This is a genomic window from Leptothoe sp. LEGE 181152, assembly GCF_032906605.1.
GTDB classification, from domain to species: domain Bacteria; phylum Cyanobacteriota; class Cyanobacteriia; order Phormidesmidales; family Phormidesmidaceae; genus Leptothoe; species Leptothoe turfae.
The window spans coordinates 549,954-565,872 of sequence record NZ_JASATU010000017.1 but is presented as its reverse complement, the minus strand read 5'-3'; the positions used below and the strand labels follow the sequence as shown (position 1 = coordinate 565,872).

11 protein-coding genes are annotated in these 15,919 nt (G+C 46.8%); 6 read left to right on the top strand and 5 right to left on the bottom strand.

Features of this window, described 5'->3' with window-relative positions; genetic code table 11:
- Window positions 1-69 precede the first annotated feature (69 nt).
- Both QGP82_RS10675 and QGP82_RS10670 read right to left on the bottom strand, forming a co-directional pair.
- Window positions 70-1,254 (bottom strand): pyridoxal phosphate-dependent aminotransferase, encoded by a 1,185-nt coding sequence (locus QGP82_RS10675; RefSeq protein ID WP_250564699.1) that lies wholly within the window; start codon window positions 1,252-1,254, stop codon window positions 70-72.
- Window positions 1,255-1,344: 90 nt separating this feature from the next.
- On the bottom strand, window positions 1,345-1,995 hold the full coding sequence (locus tag QGP82_RS10670; RefSeq protein ID WP_163660398.1) for a Uma2 family endonuclease: 651 nt from the start codon (window positions 1,993-1,995) through the stop codon (window positions 1,345-1,347).
- Between the two features lie 317 nt (window positions 1,996-2,312).
- Here QGP82_RS10670 and QGP82_RS10665 point away from each other — a divergent pair, with 317 nt between their 5' ends.
- From QGP82_RS10665 to QGP82_RS10645, 5 genes are all read left to right on the top strand, one after another.
- Window positions 2,313-3,341, top strand: coding sequence for a glycosyltransferase (locus tag QGP82_RS10665; protein ID WP_499058943.1), 1,029 nt, complete (start codon window positions 2,313-2,315; stop codon window positions 3,339-3,341).
- 64 nt (window positions 3,342-3,405) lie between these two features.
- The gene (locus QGP82_RS10660; protein WP_163660394.1) at window positions 3,406-4,125 is read left to right on the top strand and encodes a rhomboid family intramembrane serine protease; all 720 of its coding nucleotides are present in this window, start codon (window positions 3,406-3,408) and stop codon (window positions 4,123-4,125) included.
- Between the two features lie 103 nt (window positions 4,126-4,228).
- The gene (locus QGP82_RS10655) at window positions 4,229-5,578 is read left to right on the top strand and encodes an efflux RND transporter periplasmic adaptor subunit (RefSeq protein WP_499058941.1); all 1,350 of its coding nucleotides are present in this window, start codon (window positions 4,229-4,231) and stop codon (window positions 5,576-5,578) included.
- Between the two features lie 464 nt (window positions 5,579-6,042).
- Window positions 6,043-9,273: an efflux RND transporter permease subunit gene (locus QGP82_RS10650; RefSeq protein ID WP_499058939.1), complete on the top strand. Its 3,231-nt coding sequence runs from the start codon at window positions 6,043-6,045 to the stop codon at window positions 9,271-9,273.
- Between the two features lie 37 nt (window positions 9,274-9,310).
- Complete coding sequence (locus QGP82_RS10645; protein WP_163661692.1) at window positions 9,311-10,012, top strand: response regulator transcription factor; 702 nt, start codon at window positions 9,311-9,313, stop codon at window positions 10,010-10,012.
- A gap of 131 nt (window positions 10,013-10,143) precedes the next feature.
- Here QGP82_RS10645 and QGP82_RS10640 read toward each other — a convergent pair whose 3' ends face one another.
- Complete coding sequence (locus QGP82_RS10640) at window positions 10,144-11,229, bottom strand: M28 family peptidase (RefSeq protein WP_499058937.1); 1,086 nt, start codon at window positions 11,227-11,229, stop codon at window positions 10,144-10,146.
- Window positions 11,230-11,478: 249 nt separating this feature from the next.
- Between QGP82_RS10640 and QGP82_RS10635 the strand changes: the two genes are divergently transcribed.
- Window positions 11,479-11,802, top strand: a complete 324-nt coding sequence (locus QGP82_RS10635) for a hypothetical protein (RefSeq protein WP_499058935.1) — start codon at window positions 11,479-11,481, stop codon at window positions 11,800-11,802.
- Here QGP82_RS10635 and QGP82_RS10630 read toward each other — a convergent pair.
- On the bottom strand, window positions 11,749-12,999 hold the full coding sequence (locus QGP82_RS10630) for a Sll1247 family protein (protein ID WP_499058932.1): 1,251 nt from the start codon (window positions 12,997-12,999) through the stop codon (window positions 11,749-11,751). The genes QGP82_RS10635 and QGP82_RS10630 overlap by 54 nt on opposite strands.
- 131 nt (window positions 13,000-13,130) lie before the next feature.
- Window positions 13,131-15,872: a helix-turn-helix domain-containing protein gene (locus QGP82_RS10625; RefSeq protein WP_499058930.1), complete on the bottom strand. Its 2,742-nt coding sequence runs from the start codon at window positions 15,870-15,872 to the stop codon at window positions 13,131-13,133.
- Window positions 15,873-15,919: the final 47 nt, after the last annotated feature.

Sequence of the window (15,919 nt, the reverse complement as noted above, 5' to 3'; positions counted from 1 at the left end):
TTACATAGATGGGGTTATAGCGTATATCCTGACTGGTTTTTGCAAAACAGGTAGATCATGAAACTCCAATCATGAAGCTAATTCTTTAATGCCCTTTACCAGTCTATCCACGCCTAAAGATGCATTGTCTAGAGTGAGGCTACCATAGGAAATTCTAACATAACAACCCTGATGCATACCGAATGCCTGCCCTGGGATGACAGCTACTTTATAAGTCTCTACTAACTGTTTAGCCAAATCTAAATCTGATAGATCCGAATTGACTTTTATGAAAAAGTAAAATGCTCCGTTGGGCACAACAATTTGACAATTTTCAGGTAGAGCCTTCAGTTTTTGGAGAATACTCTCTCGAACTTTTGAAATTGCTGATAAATGAGTAAAAAGATACGCTTTATCAGTTTTTAATGCGCCTAGGGCTGCATATTGTGAAATGACTGGAGGACAAATTAAGTTAGTGTCTTGTATTTTTAGAATTGATGGTAATAACTTTTTAGGAATAACCATATACCCAATGCGCCAACTAGCAAATCCATAGGTTTTGGAAAGGCTAAAGAGGGAAATGGTGTGGGGCATACTGTTAGGGAAAGAAGCAGGCGACGTATGTTTTACTTTGCCGTAAGTAAAATATTCATAGGCTTCATCACTAATGTGATAGATGCCTGCATCCTGGCAGATCTGATTAATTTCTCTCAGAATAGACGCATCATAAACGACTCCGGTAGGATTGTTAGGAGAAATTGTAACGATGGCCTTTGTTTTAGATGTGATTGCTTGGCGTAATTTATCTATTTGTGGATGATAGTTGTCATCAGTCTGGACAGGTATAGGATGACAATTGATCATGCCAATTGCCATCTCATGATTAAAGTAATAAGGAGTGTTTAAGATGATTTCGTCTCCAGCATGGGTAATGGCTAATATGGCATTTAAGAATCCCATATTGCTACCAGCACAAACGACAACACAATTATCATGGCCGATATCAATTTGGTTGTCTCGTTGTAATTTCCCTTGGATGCCACTTAATAGTTTGGGAATGCCAATTGTTGCTTGATATTTATGCTCTTGGGGGTGGGCTAGAAAATCTTGAATTGCTTCGATGGAACTATTTGGTGGTGTATATGAAACAACTCCTTGATCTAAAGGAATGGTGCCAGGATTGTTTTTGATCAGTTCTTTGATAAGCGGGATTATCGGAGTCTGTATACTTTGCATTCGAGAGTATACGGTACTAGTCGTTGCAGCCATTTTCATTGAATATTACTTCGCGTATTCCTGATCTCTTGTCAGCAAGTGTATCTCTTGATGCAACGTAGTCCCTATGGGTGATGAAAATCCGTGATTTCACATCACAGATCTCACCCATGCCCGCAAAGCTAGTTCGGCGTCGACCTCATCTTGCCTGGCTGTTGCCAAAAATTCATACAGCTTCACCTTAGGTACCAGCGGAAACGTAGGACTCTCCTCTACTTCCCCATACTCACCATCGCAAAAAGCATAAATGCGCCAAACCTCGCCGTTATACCGCCAAAATTCTGGGACTCCCATGGCAGCATAGAGCTGTAATTTATTAATGTCTGTATGGGTGATGTCCACCTCTACTACTAGATCAGGGGGTGGGTCTTGCTCCAGATCAACATCCCGACCAGCAACCAGGGGTTGATTCTGAATATAGTAAGCATCATCTGGTTCAGCAGATTTATCCAGGGCCTCCCTGTCCAGGGTGGTTGAGCCCATTGTCTTAACCTTCATTCCTAGCTCTACCACTAGAATACGAATAAAAAGCTCAATTAATCGAGCCGAAAACTCGTGAATTTCAAGTGGCATAGTTACTTCCAATGTCCCGCGCATGTAAGTAAAACGAATGTTGCGATCGCGACTCAGCGTATCCCGCAACATCTGGTAACGCTGCCAATCAAGTTCGCGAAACAAAAAACGTTTTTCACCAACAGGCTGTGGCACCGGCTGTGAAATAATCGGGGCAACGCTGACCATAACGGCACATGGAAGCAAAAGAAATAGATTTAAGTATTCTAGCTTTGGAAAAGGTGTGTTGAGAACGTCTCCTCGGCAAAGCCCGTTACCGATTTATCTGGGTAAGGTCTACCTAGCCCCCTTTACATACAGCCCTGCTCAATGATGAGCTTAAGCGAGCGATGCATATTCTTAAAACTAAGCAACGCATTCCCCAACTATTGTTACAACCTATGACGAACCTTTCTAGTCCATATCTTGCTTAGCCCCATTGAGTTTAACTGTGCCACCATTTAAACCTTCTCCATATCCAGAAGCGTCTAAAGGGAGTAATTCCCATGGCCAGACCAAAGATCGTTTTTTATCTACCTCAGCCTTTTTGGCCAACCACCTGGCCAAAGAATGCTAATGATGATTGGCCTGGATTTAGGTTAGAAATTTACGCTTGGACCCTGCAAACCTATCTACGGTTGAAAGATGTGGGGTTTACCTGTGAACTGAGCCAACAACTCCCGAATCAGGGCATTGTTCTGTTTCACAGCAGTGTATTGCAAGGAGCATCATTAAAACCAGGGGCTCGACAACTGTTCATCTGTCTGAAGGCAGATGCCCCACCCCATGTCCATGCACAGCTACATATTGTTCAAAACCCAGTGGAGGCTTCTCCGCGTCGAGTCTTTATGCCCCATTGGCCACAGCCAGGACTACTCCCCCGTGATGCTGAACGGGAAAATCGGTTTGAAACCGTTGCTTTTGTAGGGCATCAAAACAGCCTAGATTCAGAGTTCCAGTCCCCCATTTGGCAAGAACGACTGGCTCAATTAGGGCTACAGTGGCGGTTGGTTTCTAACAGTGGGAACGACGATATCCCCCACGGTAATCAGTGGCACGATTACCGTGAGATTGATGCAATTGTGGCTGTGCGAAGTTTTGATCCCCGGCTGCATTGGCAAACTCAGAATTTTTGTAACAAATCGGCGACAAAACTTTATAATGCATGGTTAGCAGGGATTCCAGCTATTTTAGGCAGGGACAGTGCCTACTGGGCAGAACGTCAAAGTTCCCTTGATTATCTAGAGGCTAATTCCCTCTGGCAGGTGTTAGAACAATTAACCCGTTTGCGGGATAATTCTAACTTACGTCAAGCGATGGTGGCCCATGGGTATCAGCGGGCCCTGGCCTATACGCCCCAGGCCATTACTCAGCGTTGGGTGTCGTTGTTGAACCGGGTGGCGGTGCCTGCCTATGAGTATTGGTGCGGACAACCAGAATTACAACAAACAATAGGGTTGTTGAGATCGCAATCCCCCTCTCTTCCAAATCGTCTGCAACGACAAGCGAAAAAACTTTTGCGTCGATCTTCATAAACTAGGGCTGTCCTGTCTACAGGTAGCTGATATCTTGTAAGCAAGTGGTATCTCTTGGTGCAGCGTGGTCCCTATTCGTGATGAAAACCCGGTTCAGATTACGCCCTACGTAACCTACGGACTAATCACCCTCAACGTTTTCGTCTTTCTCTACGAACTCACGCTGTCGTCCCCCATGGAACTGACCGCCTTCTTCCACACATGGGCCGTAGTTCCAGAGCAGCTAACCGTCAGTTTCTTTGGTGATGGGAGCATCCCGTTTGACATCTACGAATGGTCCACCCTATTCACTAGCCAATTTATCCATGCCGGTCCCCTACATCTGGCTGGCAACATGCTGTACCTATGGATTTTTGGCAATAACGTAGAAGAACAGCTGGGGCGGGCTCGCTATCTGTTGCTCTATCTGGGTTGTGGTGCCCTGGCAGCCTTGACCCAATGGTACTTTGGTATGTTTTCTGACATTCCGTCCTTGGGAGCCAGCGGTGCGATCGCAGGTGTGATGGGAGCCTATATTTTCAAATTTCCCACGGTTCGGATCGTAACAATTGTGCCTCTGGGATTCCTGTTCTTGCCCTTCAGAATTCCAGCCATATTCTATTTAGGCATCTGGTTTCTACAGCAAGCGGCCTATGGTGTTGCCAGTCTCAGTATCCCCACTAATGTTGGCATGGCAGATGGGGGTATTGCCTACTGGGCCCATGCAGGCGGATTTGTATTTGGGGCTATCTTGGGACCAGCCCTGGGGTTATTCAGTTCTAACGAAGAGACTCAGCAAGGGTAGAACCGACTATCATCTTTCTGTGAGATTTCTCTGTAACACTGCATAGCAAGGTTTTGAAGCATTGAGCTGATACCTATCACGCAGTGTTACAGAGGTTTTGGAGATGTCCTCGGACTTTGATTCAGCGACCTTAGCTCGTCCTGGGAAGTATGAGAAAGAGCATAATTGGCGAGATCACTGGCTCCCATGGTTGGTGATAGGTATTCTGGCTGGGGGTGGATTGGTTTGGTTTATCAATCGAGAAAGCAGCGCAGTAATCGCCCCAGAGACTGTTGCCCAAGGGCCACCGCCACGACCAGTGGAAGTAACAAGATTAACGACGGGAGAGGGTATCCGATCAATTGAACTCATCGGTCAAGTTGAGGCGAGAACCAGTGCGACGGTGCGATCTCAAACCCCAGGCGTTGTACAACAAATTTTGGTTGAGCCGGGAGACCCGATCAGCGTCGGTGCAACCATTGCAGTCCTCGATGACTCTGACCAACGCCTAGCCCTTTCCCAAGCCCAGGCGACTCTCGCCTCTGAGCGTAGCAATCTAGCCGAGTTAGAAGTCGGCACCCGGCCCGAGATTATTGAACAACGCCGAGCCCTATTGCAGTCAGCTCAGGCCAGGGAAGCAGAAGCTTTAGACAATCTACAGCGAACGCAAGAATTAGTAACTGTGGGCGGTCTACCTCAGCGATCGTTAATTGAAGCTCGAACTGCTGTTGCTGATGCCCAGGCATCGCGCTTAGAAGCCGCCGCTGTCCTCGCCGAAGCCACCGCAGGCCCTACCGCCGAAGAAATTGCGGCCCAGCGTGCCATTGTCACCGCTAGTCAGACCGCTGTGGATCAAACCCATCTCGAAGTTAGTCGCACACAAATTCAGGCAACCACGGCTGGAACTGTTGAGGAGCGCATGGCTAATGTAGGAGACTACTTGGAGATCGGCGATCCAATTCTGTCGATGGTTGACCGCTCTGACCTGGATATTTTTCTCGAAATTCCCGAGGATCTTGCGGGTCAAATTACGCCAGGGTTAACTGTTGAACTCACCTCCCGTGCTTTACCTGAGTGGCAGGGGCAAGGTGCGATCGCAGGTATCATCCCCACCGCTGATGAAGCCTCACGACGCCAGCGAGTCCGGCTTCAGCTAGCCAATCCGCCCACCGGATTGCTGCCCGGTATGGCCATCCAAGGCACCTTAGAGCTGGCAAGCAATACCTCCGGCTTTATCCTTTCCCGTGATGCCCTTGTGCAGAGAGCTGAAGAATGGATTGTCTTTGCAGTTACTGACGACCAAGCCCAAGCCATTGAAGTTGAAATTGTTGCTGATATGGGGACATCTGTGGCGGTTACGTCTGATCAGCTTGAAGAGGGTCAATCAATTGTTGTGCGAGGTTCTGAGGGGTTACAGGATGGGGCAACGGTAAATGTTACGGATGAGCGATCGGCGGGTGAAGAGGGTGGGTAGGTGTTATTTGTTCCTTGTTATTGGTTATTGAGTCTTTGTTATTGGTTATTGGGTCTTTGTTATTGGGTCTTTGTTATTGGTTGTTTAGATCATTGCGTAGAATGCTGATGAGGAACTTCAAGATGTTGCTTGGGGTCCCTCCGAGTTCCCCAAACCCCCTGGTTAGGGCCGGGACGCCGCCCTAAGACCCAACGTACTAGGCCTTCCAAATAGCATTAAGTTGGGGGTTACGGCTAGGGCGACTATAAATGTTCTGGATCAATTTCTGCAGAAATTTCAAGTCATGAAGTTGTTTCTTAGCGACGCCTAACCCCCCTACCCATGTATCCTCCACCAGCCCCCAATAACCAATAACCAAACCAAACCAAACCCAAAATGCCCCAATCCACCCCCCCACCCCCAATAACCAATAACAAACTCACCTCCAATATTCTCGCCTAATATCCACCCCCCCACCCCAAATCATGAACCCCATCAAAACCGCCGTCCGCTGGCGACACGGAACCGCCGTTCTCTTTTGCCTAATTGCCCTATTTGGCACCTTGGCATTATTCAGATTACCGTTAGAACTACAACCGGGCGGAGATCGCCCCGAGATTACCATTACCACACCCTATCCAGGGGCCAGCCCTACTGAAGTGGAAGAACTGGTCACACGTCCCATCGAAGAACGTATGGAGGAAGTCGAGGGGATTCAAGAAATCACTAGCATTAACCGCCTGGGTTTGAGCATCATCAGTCTTGAATTTGAGTGGGATGTGGATGTTGACGGGCGATTTGTGGATGTGTTGAGTAAGCTCCAGCAGGTTGGTTCCCTGCCCCCTGAGGCGGATGAATCGGATGTTGAAGTGGTGAGCAGTAGCAGCAGTCCGATGATGTGGGTGATCCTGACGCCTAAGGAGGGTTTTACGTCGGATGATTATCACTACCGCGATTTAGTTGATGACGTCGTGATCCCCCGGTTTCGCCAGGTAGAAGGGGTGGGGCAATTTCAGATTTCGGGCGGACGAGAGCGTGAGGTTGAGGTTGTTGTTGATCCGCGTGCCCTGGCCGATCGTAATCTCACCATTGAAGATGTGGTGGCAACACTGCGGGAGAATAATCGAGATATTCGCAGTGGTCCCTTGGTGGTGGGGCGGCGAGAATATCGTGTGCGCACGGTCAGTCGTTCCAATGATGTTGCACAGTTGGAAACGTTTGTCCTGCGGCGAGATCCTTCTGGAACGGTCTATTTGGGAGATGTGGCCCGAGCACAATTTGGACGTAGGATTCGCGACCGGGCGTTGATTCGAGATGGAGAGCCTACGGTTGCCGTGGGCATCATTCGTCAGGTGGGCGGAAATGTTCCCGAAATCTCTCAAGGGATTCGCACAGCTCTAGTTGAACTCGAAGAGCGCTTTGATCGTGAAGGTGAGGGCATCGTATTTGATATCCCCTATGACGAAAATGACTACATTAACGATTCTATCTCCTTTGTTCGAGGCAACTTGGTTATCGGGGCTATGCTGGCATCCCTGGTGTTGCTGCTGTTTCTAGGGTCGCTGCGTACAGTGGCGGTAATTGCGATTACCATTCCCACCACCTTAATTGCGGTGTTTATGGTGTTTGCGGCCCTGGGGCGCTCGCTCAACGTGATCAGTCTGGCCGGATTAGCCTTTGCTGTGGGGATGGTGGTGGACAATGCCATTGTGGTGCTTGAGAGCGTATTCACTCACATGCAGCAGCAAAAGTCACCTGTGCAGGCGGCGATTGACGGCACTCAAGAGGTTGCTGGGGCTATGCTGGCCTCAACGCTAACAACAATTGCGGTATTTGCTCCCATTGTGTTGGTCACAGGAGAAGCCGGACAGCTTTTCTTTGACATCGGCATGGCGTTATCGGCGTCTGTTCTGTTTTCACTCTTTGCTGCTTTGACGCTAGTGCCCATGCTGTCGGGTCTATTTCTCAACCAGGCTGAAGCTCAGCAAATGCTGCTGGACCCGGTGTATCGACAGGGAAACTGGTTTGAACGGATGGTGGCGAGAACATCTGGTGTGTTTCGGCGATGGCAAGGTCGACTGGAACGAGGTTTGCTAGCAACCGTTGGTTGGTCATTGGGGGCAGGTCGTCAGGGTCGACGTCTGGTGGTCTTGGCTATTCCGATGGGCTTGCTTGTGGTGACAACCCGTTTGTTACCGGCAGCGGATTATTTGCCGGAAGGCAACCGTAACTTGGTGCTTTGGCTGGCTGCCCCTTTCCCTGGAACAAGTATTCCAGAGGCGGTTGCCCTTTCCGAAGAACCCCGTCAGTTTGCCAGTGAACAACCGGGGGTGTTTCGCACCCTTTATGTGCATCGCCCAGGATTACAAGCGATCGCAGCTTTCCTTGAGCCAGATGAGGCTACGGGTAGAAACTTAGACAGCATGGTGAATCGAATGCGAGCGGCCAGTGTCAACTATCCTGGCTATCGGTTTCTGGTGCCACGGCGGGTGCCCATATTTCGTGATCCGGGTAAAGAGTTTGAAGTCCAGATTATTGGGGCAGATCTAGATCAGCTGAATCAACTCCAACAAGATGTTAGTAATCAGTTGCGATCGCTCCCTGGCATCCAAAACGTCCGCTCAGACTTTGTCACTGGTGCACCAGAACTGCAGGTAATCCCCAATCGAGAACGGCTGGCTGAAGCAGGATTGTCTGAACTAGAGCTGGGAACGCTGGTCGAGGCAGCCCTTGGTGGTGTACGCGCCTCCGAATTTTCGGATGGACGTCGCGAGCTCGATGTGACCGTGGAGCTGCAGGATGCATTTGTGGAATCACCAGAGCAACTGCGGCAGCTAGCGATTTTCAGTGACAGCGGCTTTCAACTACAGCTGGATGATGTGGCCGATGTGGTGGAAACTACAGGGCCTGATGTCATCAACCATGTAGATCTGGAGCGGTCTGTGACGCTAACGGTCAGCGTGGCACGGGAAGCTCCCCTGGGTGCTCTATTGGAACAAGCTGAGCAGGAAATTCTGGAACCATTGCGAGCGTCTTTGCCCGCAGGCTATCGAGCGGAACTAGCCGGGTCTGCCGATGTGTTGACAGAAACTCTGTTGCAGCTAGGAAAGGCGTTTCTACTCTCTTTGGTGATCACCTATTTGTTATTGGTGGCGCTGTATCGGTCGTTGATTTATCCCATGGTGATTATGGTGACGGTTCCCATGGGGATGACGGGGGCTGTCTTAAGTTTGGTGGTCGCTAATCTGATTCCGGGTGTTGTTGTGCCCCTCGATATGATTACTGGATTAGGATTTGTGATTCTCACAGGGGTTGTTGTCAACAATGCGATTCTCCTGGTGGATCGTGCTCTGCAACTCCAAGACATGGAATGTTGTGGGTTGGATGAGGCGCTTTACCACGCAGTACGCGACCGATTGCGACCTATCTTTATGTCGGCTGGCACGAGTGTGCTAGGCATGTTGCCGCTGGCTGTTTTTCCCGGTAAAGGAGCAGAGCTTTACCAGGGGCTAGGGATTGCATTAACTGGTGGTCTGGCTCTTTCAACATTCCTAACGCCAACGGTGGTTCCAGCCATTATGCGTCTGTTGAGTGATATGACTTACCGAAAATCTCGACAACTCAAGGCTGATCTCAGTGTTGACCATGCCGACTTGGGATCAGAACCCGTGCTGGCAGGTATGGCAGGCCATGTTAATCGCTCTGAAGGGGAGTGAGATTATGCCAATGATTGACGTAAACTATCCTAAATCCATGGCAATTCAGATTTTAGTAGCCTCTAACCATTCGTCTTTAACAACGCTAATAACAACTGAATTACGCTACGAAGGCTATCAATTGAAGATAGTGGACGATGGTATCTCCGCCTTGATGTCACTGCGTGAGCAGCAACCTGATTTAGCAATTTTAGATCTTGCGTTGTCACGGCCATCAGGATTAGAAATTTGTCGGCGCTTACGATCAACTCAGCAAGCACTGCCGATTATTTTGCTGGATGAGGGTAGTGTTAATCATTGTGCGATCGCATTTGACTCCGGTGCAGATGACTACATGCGATGGCCTGCCAGCATTGAAGAACTGGTTGCTCGCATTCGGCTACACCTCAGACGTTACGGTCATGGCAGACGAGATATTCTTAACTTCCAGGACTTAAAAATTGATTTGAGAACCTGGGAAGTCTATCGTGGAGACCGTTTGATCAAACTAACACCCAAGGAATTTAGCTTGTTGGTCTATCTGATTTCACACCCACGACAGGTATTATCATGCGATCGCATCATCCAAGAAGTCTGGGGCTATGACTTTGGTGGGGAAACCAATATCTTGCACGTTTACATTCGCTACCTGCGATTAAAGCTAGAAGCCAATCGTGAAAGTCGCTTAATTCACACTATACGAGGTGCAGGCTATGTTCTGAGAGAAGCCTTTTCTTCTCGATCTATGTTAGTTCAATGACCATATCTACTTTCGGACACATTCAAAGAATATCCGACTTCAAACCAGGAACGTACAATATGTTTAAACAAATCACGGATAACAACAGTCTTCTAAGTGAGTTTTAGGAGACTGTTGCTAACGCACCTTTTTTAACTCCCCGTTTCTTTGTGTCGCTTGAGCAACAAACCACCGACCCCCAGAGTCGCAAACCCCAACAGACTCATCGGCTCTGGTACCGATTCAGCATCTACCCGATCAATAAATTCATCAAAGATTAGTGTGTAATTTCGCGTGCGCTCCTCAATCAAACCAGGGAAAATTGTATTGATAAACTTTCGATTATCAGTGGCCGGGTCATGCCAAGTGCGCCCATTAGGTACCCTAGGATCAGAAGTCTGAGTAAAGCCATCTTGATCGCCAATGTCCCAGTTCGTCGCCTCAGCTGCCAACACGGGCATCAAAAAATCAAACGATTCTAAATCACTGCAGCAGCCGGTCCCCTTTGGATAGAAGGCATTGAACCCTGGATTACTTTCTGCCGCAATGTCATTTTCGGCGGCAATTTCAAGGGCAAGATCTCGATACTTGAACCACGAAGGTTTTTCTGTGGCCCCCCGTCCCGCATTGAAGTACATCTTATCGCCTACTATCAAACTATCGAGGTTGGCCATCAGTAACGTATCGTCAATCTCTTGCTTACTCAGGCTGTCAGCATAAAAATTTGAGCCAACTAACCCAATTTCTTCAGCTCCAAAGAAAATAAATTTGATTGTGTTGTTAGTTTCTGGTTCCAGACGTTGCGCCAGTTCTAGCAAAACACCAACCCCTGAAGCATTGTCGTTAACGCCTTCCAGATTGGTACGATCTAGCGTAGCGCTGCTGGGAGCATTGTCGTAGTGAGCCCCTAACAGAATTTGCTGACCCGAGGTGCCAGTGCGCTCAGCCAAAATATTATAAGAAGTTAGCGTCTCACCTTGCCATTCATAGGTAAATGGCTGCAAGGTAGGCTTATACCCAAATCCCTTGAGCTGCTGCACAAGATAGTCAACCGTTTCGGCTTCCTTTTGGGTACCTACACTCCGTCCTTTTAAATTTTCAGCCAGATAGTTGATGGTCTCAACGGCAGTCTCGCCAAAGCCAAAGGATGCCGCCTGAACAGACGATGATAAAAATGGCTGAGCAGCGATGCCCAATAATATCCAGGAAAAAGCTGTTTTTTCAATCTTGATAGACACAATAGAAACCTTCAGTGGGGGTTGAGAAGATTGTTGAACATTAATCTGAGCGATTGCTCACGCCAAAAAAGTTAGCGAAGTACCCCTGCCAGTAAATGTTGTGACTGATACGTATCCTTGGACATTTCACAGGATTTTCATCAAAAGAGCTATATATGAACTTCAGATGATGCTTGGGGTTAAGAAATATTGCCCATGAGACGATGCTTACCCTAATACCCTATGGACAAATGATTTTCTGGGGGCAGCGTGGTCCCTATTCGTGACGAAAATCCGGTTCAGATTACGCCCTATGTAACCTACGGGCCCATCACCCCCAACGTTTTAGGCTTTCTCTACGAACTCACGCCATTGTCATCCATGGAGCTGACAGCCTTCTTCAGCACATGGACTTTAGTTCCAGAACAGCTGGATCGGGCTCGATATCTATTGCTCTATCTGGGTTACAGTGTCCTGGCAGCCTTAACCCAAGGGTACTTTGGTATGTTTTCTGACGTTCCGTCCTTATCTAGAAAGAGCTTAAGCGACAGTGTGTCTAGCCTTAGGTACGTAATTAACCCAGGGGGCATTTAAGGCAAGCGCTACATTCATGTATTCAAAGGACTGTACCAACCAACCAATGGAATCCAGTGAAGATGATTCCCACTTGTGGAACAAAATGCCAAAGCGGTCTTCGAACCAAGAACGCACCGTACGCTTAAACAGGACGATCTTTAACAGAACTGCCGTTAGTGCCTGATGGCCTACGGTCTTGATCAGATGCTTAAACTGACCAATGTCAGGATGCTCCAATGTATTACACACCAGTATTTTTAACAGCCGACTGCACATGTATGTAATCGATGCATCGGTGATGGGTGCTGTGTCTGTCCCCAAACTCTCAACTAATGTAGTCCTAACTGAACTGCTAAACCGATTATTTTTAAACCGTGAGTTAGCCTCCACAAAGGGCTCCATCACATACCCATGGAAATGCGTCAGAAAGTCCTCGCGCTTCTGACGAGAACGATAAAACTCATCAAACTGACAAGCCTGCTTTAAGTAGCTACCGTCTCGCCCGGGGAGAAATGCCCAAATTGCATTTCTGAGGTCATCATCGGACAATCTTGTGGGATTAACTGGATTTAGCCCTTGCTGATAATCGTGCCAATAGTTATTGAGACGTTTGTTGAAATGCTGGGCTTGGTGCTTGCGCTGTAGCTGAATACTTTTACGATGATGTAGCGGAATATCGCGGGTAACGGCTGCTGACTCATAAATAAAGAAGTAATCCTTGAAACAACTGGCAAAAGATGTGCAGTCTTCTTCCTGGGGAAGATCGCATAGCAAATGCATCTGACGCTGTAGAGGAACATACAGACTGCCATTTTTTACATAGGCATCCATAGCGTTTACCAGTTGCCTAACACGCCTGTCTCTTGGACGTTTCTCAGGGACGGCACTGGCCCTGAGGATCAATGTTCTCAGAGCAGAATGACGACTAGTATCCATGCGCCATATATTGCCAATTGTATAGAAGCACCGATTAATCACATAGGGCAGAATTTTATTAGCCTCGGGAGATTCCAAGATATGCAACAGTGCATGGCGCACTGAGTTAGAATCCAGCTCTGGGAGAGTAACACTTGCTTTGAAAAGAAGGCCGTAAAATGCATCAATTGCCTGCTGGGCATCTTCTATTCTTGAAAGCTGACGAACATAGCCGTAAACCTCACGCTCCGCCCTGGTGGCCGGTCGGCTAGCAAAAAATTCACCGTTGTTGGAATACATTGAACGTCAGGTCTCCGTTAGACCTGTCCTAGTGAGCTTAAGTATGTATTAGCGCAATTTATACGAAAATTCTAGTGCTTCTCAGTAATTCTCGAAGGATTGTTCAGGGTTTGTAACATCCCAAGTAATATTCACTCAACGACTACACCTCCAAGCCTTTGCACTGTATACAGTTCGTCGTCTGAGAACCCTTGTTTTGTGTAAAATTTACAGTCCTGGTATTGATCTAGATCACTGACAGTTTCCCAAATCTGTAAAATCTCTTGGGTCTTAAGGCTCCAAATACTTATGTTAGAAGGATTTTGGCATAGAAGCTGTTGTCCATCATCACTGATAAACAGGGTATCGGGCAATTCCGGTAAAGTAATCAGCTCTATTAGAGACATAATATCATTCCAAACCCAAACCGTGTGATCTATGTCACACACTGCTAGATATCTTCCATTTTTACTAAAGGTAGCCTGGTAAGGCTGGCTGGCATTAATCTCCAATTCTTGGACTTTGAAATCGATTGAATCTTCTGCCATAGTCTGATCAGTGACTGTAAAGGAGCGAACTACGACCTTAGATAGGCGTTTATGGGAATCATCATTTGACATCGCTTCAATCACACTCAGCTGATCCCCCATCCATTGAAACGCTAAGAAATCTCCGTAGGGGTTTAAGGGCAGTGGAGCCTCAGCCATGGTGTAGGTATTATGTGATGCATTGTAGTGCCAAACCAGTATTGAATTGTTGTTGTCATAGCCTGCTAAAATTCTGCCATCTGGACTAAATGCCAAATGTCTCACAATATCATTGGCATCACACAGCGGTTCGCTTATTTTTTCACCCAATATTAAATTCCAAAGCTGAATTTCTCGATTACCCAAGCCAATTGCAAGTAAATGAGCTTTCAGGTCAATACTGCAAATAGCGGCAACGCCAGATACATCACTATAAGACTGTTCTTTACGGGTAAGTGTGTCCCAAATTAGAATGCTCTGGTCGATTAAGACCACAATTAGCGTATTGCTATCTGTAATCACTATTTGCTGAATGGGGATACCCAGATCATCACACCAGGCCAAAATAAATCGATTGTTAACCCATTGATAAACCTGCAAAAATCCCTGCGAATCGCCAATGACCATCGCTGCTCTACTAGGATGTAGTGCGATCTCAAAAGATTCGTATACTCCCGTCATTAAGACGGCCTCTCGAAATTGGCATCCTTTAAAATCTAGGCCCTGTAATCCAGGTGCTCTGAGATCAGCATGCCATAGGGTTAGGTTAGCCCAACTCACATCGACGAGCGATAGTCTCATGTGGACAGCTAAATTAAATAGGCTACCGGCTGCATAGCTACAAGAGGATGCAGGCAATGTAGTAAGCTGACTGATCAGGCGACCAAATTTAGCATGTAAATCTTCTGGCGACAACCGATGCCTAAGCGTATTGACCATAGGCACCAAAAGATAGTTTTTAAGGATTTTCTGCTGCTCTACAGAGGCAGTTGGTAGAGACAACGGGTAAGTGTGGAAAAGCTTTAGGTTTTCTACATTTAACTCTTGCAGAAATATCTCTCTTAACTTTTGGAGTAAATAAAGGCCCAAGTATGGTGGAGTAATCTGATAGATACCATCGGTTTCTGAAAAGTACTCTAAAAGATGCCGACGATGTAGCATACTCCACGCCTGCATCAACTGATCTTGCGAAAATTTATTTATTATTGGCCATTTTTGTACATCATTCCAGGATAGGGGATTAAAGGCAAATAGATAGAGTAATTTTTGTTCTATTTCTGATAACTCATCTGTCAAACTCTCAAAGTATTTAAATAGAGAAGGTGGAAACGATGAGAGAACAGTCGTAAACTGCTCAATCTGGTTAATAGAATAAAATGATTGCAAGGCCTCAATACTCTTATGTAAAAGCTCAGGACTTCCTCCACATAGCTTGACAAGCTGCCTCCAGTGAATCTCATTTTGAGATAGTGAGTTGCTGAGATGTGGATATTCTTCATTTATAAAAGTACTTGCTTCGTCAAATGAGAAGCCTTTCAAGGTCTCTATAGTAACGCGCCTATTGATCTCAGCAGGGCGAATAGCGCTAACCCATAGTATGGCACTTTGGTGATTGATAGCCGTTGTTATTTCTTTATAGAAGATCTCCTGTTTGAGATCTTCTATAAAGCGCTCAGTCTGATCAATAATTATTAGATATGGGGCCTGGTGGAGTACTTGGAGTAGCTGCTGACGCATTTGATGCTCTGATACAGCCGTCTTATTTGCAGATTCGTTGGTTAAATCCAATAAACCAAGAGCAGATAATTCTTGGTAACACGTTCGCCAGGTAGCAGCTTCGTGGGTTGAATGATAAACGACCTGCGCAAAATGATTCCTTAGTTCTGAGCCCAAAGATTCAATCAGGTAACTTTTTCCAATACCCTTAGCTCCAGTCAAAAGAAGTACCCGACACCCTGACTTGAGGGTATCAACCAAGCGAGGTATTAATTCATTTCTATAAACACCATTAGAATTGTTTTCAGGAATTATCTTAAGGTCCAGATTAGAAGTGTTTGAGACAGAGCTTTGTTGATTACTATCTCTACTTAAGTCTAGATCTTCTCGATAAAGACGCTCTATAATCCCTCTAAATCTCGATTTATTAATATTTTCATTGGGCCACACCCGTCTCAGAAGCCGCCATAGTTGATATCCGTATACAGCACGTAGGGTACTTGAGCCATATTGCATCTGAATTGCCATTTCATCGTATGAAAGGCCTTCATAAGTCCAGCGGATAATATCTTTCTCAATCTTATTTAGATGTCGATCAGCATATTCAAAAACACAGCGATCGACATAGGCTAAGACATCCTTTAGCTCCAAAGTAGACTCCTTGACTGTAAAGTAGACACACACAACCCTTGTATATC

What these genes read in the sequence shown, in the direction of transcription:
- QGP82_RS10670 (WP_163660398.1), bottom strand. Translation starts at nt 1,995, where the DNA reads ATGGTCAGCGTTGCCCCGATTATTTCACAGCCGGTGCCACAGCCTGTT.
- QGP82_RS10645 (WP_163661692.1), top strand. Translation starts at nt 9,311, where the DNA reads ATGGCAATTCAGATTTTAGTAGCCTCTAACCATTCGTCTTTAACAACG.
- QGP82_RS10650 (WP_499058939.1), top strand. Translation starts at nt 6,043, where the DNA reads ATGAACCCCATCAAAACCGCCGTCCGCTGGCGACACGGAACCGCCGTT.
- QGP82_RS10630 (WP_499058932.1), bottom strand. Translation starts at nt 12,999, where the DNA reads ATGTATTCCAACAACGGTGAATTTTTTGCTAGCCGACCGGCCACCAGG.
- QGP82_RS10665 (WP_499058943.1), top strand. Translation starts at nt 2,313, where the DNA reads ATGGCCAGACCAAAGATCGTTTTTTATCTACCTCAGCCTTTTTGGCCA.
- QGP82_RS10675 (WP_250564699.1), bottom strand. Translation starts at nt 1,254, where the DNA reads ATGAAAATGGCTGCAACGACTAGTACCGTATACTCTCGAATGCAAAGT.
- QGP82_RS10655 (WP_499058941.1), top strand. Translation starts at nt 4,229, where the DNA reads ATGTCCTCGGACTTTGATTCAGCGACCTTAGCTCGTCCTGGGAAGTAT.